This is a genomic window from Streptomyces flavofungini, assembly GCF_041028215.1.
GTDB classification, from domain to species: Bacteria; Actinomycetota; Actinomycetes; order Streptomycetales; family Streptomycetaceae; genus Streptomyces; species Streptomyces flavofungini_B.
In genome coordinates this window covers 1-6,247 of sequence record NZ_JASKYR010000547.1, presented here as the reverse complement: position 1 = coordinate 6,247, position 6,247 = coordinate 1, and the positions used below count along the sequence as shown (strand labels likewise).

The following is a 6,247-nucleotide window of genomic DNA, read 5'->3' as shown; positions in this document are numbered from 1 at the left end:
CGGACTCCGTGGAGCGGGTGCTGTTCTTCCCGCCCCCGCGCGGCCCGCCCGCGCTGTTCAGCCTGCGCAGCAGGTACTCCGCCAGGGGGCCCGGTGCCGGGTGGTCGAAGACCAGGGTGACCGGGAGGCGGAGGGCCGTGGCGCGGTTGAGGCGGTTGCGGAGTTCCACGGCGGTCAGGGAGTCCAGGCCCAGTTCGACGAAGCCGGTGTCCGGGGCGATGGTGGCCGGGTCGGTGACCAGGACCGAGCCGACCATGTCGCAGACCAGCCCCAGGACGAGGGCGAGCTGCTCGTCCGGGGGGAGGTCGGCGAGCCCGGTGAGGTCCGTGCCCGTCGGCCGGGCGGCGCCGGTGCCGGTGGCCACGCCCGCCCGTGGTGCGCTCCGCACGAGGGCGCGGTGCAGCGGATGCCCCTCCCCCGCCGCCGCCTGCGCCCGCAGCGCTTCGAGGTCGAGGCGCATCGGCACCTGGAGCGGCTCGTCCGCGCCACGGGCCACGTCGAAGAGGGCCAGTCCGTCCGCCGAGGGGAGCGGAAGGAGCCCGCCCCGGGCCATCCGGCCGGTGTCGCCCTCGCTCAGGTGCTTGGTGAGCCCGGTGGCCTGCTCCCAGTAGCCCCAGGCCATCGATACGCCCGGCAGCCCGTGCGCCCTGCGGTGCTGGGCGAGGGCGTCCAGGAAGGAGCTGGCCGCCGCGTAGTTGGACTGGCCGGGGTTGCCGAGGACGCCCGCCGCCCCGGAGAACAGCACGAACTCGGCGAGGTCCGTCCCCCGGGTCAGCTCATGGAGGTTCCAGGCACCCTCCGCCTTGGGCCGCAGGACCCGGGCGAGCCGCTCGGGGGTCAGCGCGTCGAAGACCCCGTCGTCGAGGTCGCCCGCGGTGTGCACGACCGTGCCGAGCGGATGCTCGGCGGGGATCGCGTCGAGCACCCGCGCGAGAGCGTCCCGGTCGGCGACATCGCAGGCCACGACGGTCACCTCGGCCCCCGCAGCGACCAGTTCGGCGGTGAGTTCGGCCGCCCCCGGCGCGTCGGGGCCGCGCCTGCCGAGCAGCACCAGACGCCGGGCGCCGCGCTCGGTCACCAGGTGCCGGGCGAGCATGCCGCCCAGCGTGCCGGTGCCGCCGGTGATCAGGACCGTGCGTTCGGGGTCGGACCGGCGCGGCACGGTCAGCACGATCTTGCCGACGTGCCGGGCCTGGCTCATGAACCGGAAGGCCTCCGGCGCCCGGCGCAGATCCCAGGCGCGGCGCGGCAGATGCGTCAGGACGCCCCGCTCGAAGAGGCCGACGATCTCGGCGAGGATCTCGCCGATGCGGCGCGGCCCCGCGTCGACGATGTCGAAGGCCCGGTAGCGCACGGCGAAGTGCTCGGTGGCCACCTGGCCCGCGTCGCGGATGTCGGTCTTGCCCATCTCCACGAACCGTCCGCCGCGCGGCAGCAGCCGCAGCGAGGCGTCGACGAACTCGCGGGCCAGGGAGTCGAGGACGACGTCCACGCCCCGCCCGTCCGTCACCGTACGGAACCGCTCCTCGAAGCCGAGGTCGCGCGAGGACGCCAGATGGTCGTCGGGCACGCCGAGGGCGCGTACGGCGTCCCACTTGCCCTCGCTCGCGGTGGCGAAGACCTCAGCGCCAAGATGCAGGGCGAGCTGCACGGCGGCCATGCCCACCCCGCCCGCGGCGGCGTGCACGAGGACGGACTCGCCGGAGCCGAGACGGCCCATGTCGACCAGGCCGTAGTAGGCGGTGGCGAACGCTACGGGGACGGCCGCCGCCTCTTCGTACGACCACCCCTCCGGCATCGCCACGACGGTGTGCGCGTCGGCCACGCAGACCGGTCCGAGGCCGCTGGGGAAGAGGCCCATCACGCGGTCGCCCACGGCGAGGTGGGTCACGTCGGCGCCGACGTCGAGGACCACACCGGCCCCCTCGGCACCGAGCGTCAGCTCGCCGGGGTACATGCCGAGCGCGCCCAGCACGTCACGGAAGTTGAGCCCGGCCGCCCGCACCTCGATCCGCACCTGCCCGGGGCTCAGTGGAGCCTCGGCGGCGGGCCAGGGCAGCAGGGCGAGGTTCTCCAGGGTGCCCGCGCCGCTGGTGTCCAGGCGCCAAGGGGTGGAGCCGCCCGGCGGCACGAGCGCGCTGTCGGAGCCGAGCGGCGCGAGGCGGGGCACCAGGGCCTCGCCGCCGCGCAGGGCGACTTGTGACTCCCCGGCGGCGAGGGCGGACGCCACCGCGGCGGCCAAGGCCCCGGCCGACTCCTCGGAGCCGTCCACGTCGACGAGGAGGAGCCGGTCGGGGTTCTCCGCCTGGGCGGCCCGCAGCAGACCCCACACCGGGGCGTGCACGAGGTCCTCGACGTCCTCGCCGACGCGGGTGGACACGGCACGCCGGGTCACGACCACGAGGCGTCCGGCGCCGTGGTCCTCCTCGTTCAGCCAGCCCCGTACCAGGTCGAGGGCGCGCGCGGTGGCGGCCCTGATCGCGGCGGGGAGGTCGTCCGTCGGCCCGGCGAGCAGGGAGAGCAGCGAGGTCCCGCCCGCGTCCGACACGGCGGCGCCCGCGTCCCGCAGGGCCGTGGCGAGGTCCAGTTCGTCCGGGCCCGCGACCGTCCACGCGCCGCTGGGCGTGTCGTCCACGGCCTGCGGCGACCACTCCAGGCGGAGCAGTTCGTCGGGCAGGGCGGCGGCGCGGGCGGGTTTCCGGGCGCCGCCGGTGACCGGACGCAGCACCAGTGAGTCCAGTACGGCCAGCGGCCTGCCGGTGGCGTCGGCGACGGCGGCCGAGACCGCGTCGGTCCCCGCGCCGGTGAGCCGCACCCGCACCGCCGCCGCCCCGCCGCCGAACAGCCGCATCCCGGTCCAGGAGAACGGCAGCAGACCCCCGCCGTCCCGTACGAAGCCGCCGAAGCCCATCGCGTGCAGGGCCGAGTCGAGCAGCGCGGGGTGCAGCCCGTAGCGGGCGGCATCGGCGGCACTGCTGTCCGAGTGGTCGGAGTCGTCGGCGTAGTCGAGAGCCGCCTCGGCGAATACTTCCTCGCCGCGCCGCCAGACCGCGCGAAGGCCGCGGAACGCGGGCCCGTAGGCGTACCCCGCGTCGGCCATCACCTGGTAGTAGTCGGCCACCGGCACGGACTCCGCGCCCTCCGGCGGCCACGCCACCAGATCGAACCCAGCCTCATCGGTGCCCCGGGCGAGCAGCCCGGCGGCGTGCCGCGTCCAGGCTCCCTCGGCGTCCGAGCCGGACCCGACGTCGGTCGGCCGCGAGTGCACCTCGACGGTACGGCCACCCGTGGCGTCGGGAGCGCCCACGACGAGCTGGAGCCGGACGCCGCCCGGGGCCTCCGGCGCGAGGGTCAGCGGGGCTTCGAGGGTCAGCTCCTCCAGCCGCCCACAGCCCAGCGTCCGCCCCGCGTACAGCGCCATCTCGACGAATCCGGTGCCGGGGAACAGCACGGTGCCGGACACCGCGTGATCCGCGATCCAGGGGTGCGTCGCGAGCGAGACCTCGCCGCTGAACACGGCGCCGCCGTCGACGAGCCGCACCGTGGACGCGAGCAACGGGTGCCCGGCGGCCGGGGCGCCGCCCTGGCTCCGGGCCGCCCCGACGGGCGCCTCGGCCGGGGCCGCTGGGGCGAGGTCGTCGATCCAGCAGGACCGGCGCTCGAAGGGATACGTCGGCAGCCCCTGCACCCGTACGGGCCTGCCGTCACCCGTGCCGTGCAGCTCGGTCCAGTCGACCACGGCGCCACGCACCCACAGGTCCGCCACCCGGGCCAGCTCCCGCTCGCGCAGCGCCACATCGAGGCCCGTCGCGTCCACGCGGGCGGCCGTGGCGGCGAACACCGCGTCCGAGGGGCGCCCCCTGCGCCACCGCGTGAGGTGCCCGCGCAGTTCCTCGGCGCCGGAGGCGATGACGGCGAGGCGGTGGGTCAGGTCCGTGCGGCCGACCTGCACGGTGTACGCGATGTCCGCGACGGCGGCGGTGGGCCGCTGCCCGAGGAAGTCGAGCCAGAGATCGGCGTAGGCCTCCAGGCGCTCCCGGGTGTGCGCCGAGAGGACGAAGAGGACGGGAGCGCGCCCGGCGGGGCTGGTGCGGGGCGCGGGCTCGGGCGCCTCCTCCAGCACGATGTGCGCGTTGGTGCCGCCCCCGCCGAGGCCGGTGATCCCGGCGCGGCGCGGTACGGGGACCCCGTCCACGGTGACCTGGTCCCAGGCCAGGGGGGCGTCGGACAGCTCGAAGGGGAGCCGGTCGATGTCGATGGCCGGGTTGTACTCGGCGGGCAGCCGGGTCGGCGGCAGCGTGCGGTGCCGGAGGGCCAGGATGACCTTGAAGAGCTGCGCCATGCCCGCGGAGGCCTCGCCGTGGCCGATGTTCGGCTTCAGCGAGCCGATGCGGAACCGCCCCCGCGTGTCCGGGCGGTCCTCGAAGACCTGGGTGAGGGAGGTCATCTCCACCGCGTCGCCGATCTCGGAACCGTTCGCGGTGGCCTCGACGTAACCGATCGTCCGGGGGTCCACTCCCGCGTCGCGCAGCGCCTCTCGGATCACCTCGGCCTGCCGCTGGGAGCTGGGGCTGGTGAAGCCGATGGTGCGGCCGTTGTGGTTGACCGCGCTGCCCCTGATGACCGCGTGCACCGGGTCGCCGTCGCGCAGCGCCTGCCGCAGCGGCTTGAGCAGCACCGCGCCGACGCCCTCGCCGGGCACGATCCCGGCCGCCTCCGCGCCGAACGACGCGCAGTCGTCGCGGTCGGAGAGCAGGCCGACCGTGGCCAGTTCGACGTAGGTGGACGGGTGCAGATAGAGGTTGACGGCCCCGGCGAGCGCCAGGTCGCACCGGCCGGAGCGGAGGCTCTCGACCGCCTCGTGCAGGGCCACGTGGGCGGAGGAGCAGGCGGTGTCCACGGCCTTGCTCGGGCCGCCGAGGTCGAACTGGAACGAGACCCGGTTGACCATGTCCCCGAACGACGTACGGGGCATCTCCAGCCGTCCCTCGGAACCGAGCTGGGTGAAGCCGTGCTTGGCGCCGCCCGCGAAGACGCCTGTGCGGCCACGGATGTCGGCGGGGAGCTTGGAGGGGGCGAGGCCCGCGTCCTCAAGGGCCTTCCAGCACTCCTGGAGGAAGAGGCGCACCTGGGGGTCGGTGTTGCGGGCCTCCTGCTCGGTGAAGCCGAAGAGGGCGGGGTCGAACGCGTCGAACCCGTCCAGGAAGGCACCCCACTTGGAGTGGCTCTTGCGCACCACGTCGGCGCCCTCGGGGCGCGGATCGTAGTGCTCACGCCAGTCCCAGCGCCGCCCCGGGATCTCGGTGACCGCACTGCGCCCCTCCATGAGCAGCCGCCAGAAGCTGTCCTGGTCGGGGGCGTCGGGGAAGGTGCCGCTCATGCCGATGACGGCGATGGCGTCGGCATCGGCATCGGCATCGGCGTCGGCATCGGCATCGGCCAGGTCGTCGGAGTCGCTCACCTCACTGCTCACGTCGGCGGCGGCCTCGACGGGGCTCTCCGCCACGGCCTCCACTCGCGGCGTCTCGGGGACCGCCTCGGGGGCACCCCACCCCAGGAACCCCCGGCAAGCAGCGGGGAACCGCTCGACGAGGTGCCCGGCCACGCCCTCGACCTTGGCGAACTCGAAGAACAGGGTGCGGGAGGCCGCCGGGAACGCCTCGCTCAGGAGCTGGTTCAGACGGGTGCGGGTGATGGAGTCGATGCCGTAGCGGTCGAGCTGCTCCCTGGGGTCGACCTCACCGTCACCGTCCGTGCCGCCGAGCAACTCGGTCGCCATCAGGGCGATCCGCTGCTCCACCGCTTCCGCGAGCCGCTCGGGCCGCCGCTCCGACGGCTCGACGGCCTCTGCCACGGGAGCGGAAGCAGGAGCAGGAGCAGGAGAGGTGGAAGGAGAGGTGGAAGCAGGAGCGGGGCGGGGCGCCGGAGCGGCGGCCGTCGTGGTCGGCGGGATGCCGTGGCGGGTCCCGGCGAAGGGGTAACCGGGCAGGGAGAGCCGCGCCGGCGTGCCGTCGCGGTGCAGGACGGCCCAGTCCACGGGCCCGCCCCGCACCCACAGCTCCGCCGCCCGCGCCAGCTTGCCGCGCTTGAGCCACTTGCCCACGGCCTCGCGCAGTTCGTCGTCGTCGGCGAAGAGCCGGGCCACGTCACCCCGCCCGTCGCCCTCGCCGAGCCAGCAGTTGTCGGGCAGCTCCGTACCGGCGGCCAGGGCGCGCAGACCGGCGACGAGTTCCGCCAGGTCCGCCAC

At 75.2% G+C, this 6,247-nt stretch carries 1 protein-coding gene; it reads right to left on the bottom strand.

The features are described from left to right. On the bottom strand, positions 1 to 6,247 hold a 6,247-nt coding region (locus tag AB8Z36_RS29275), incomplete at both ends, for an SDR family NAD(P)-dependent oxidoreductase (protein WP_369216399.1).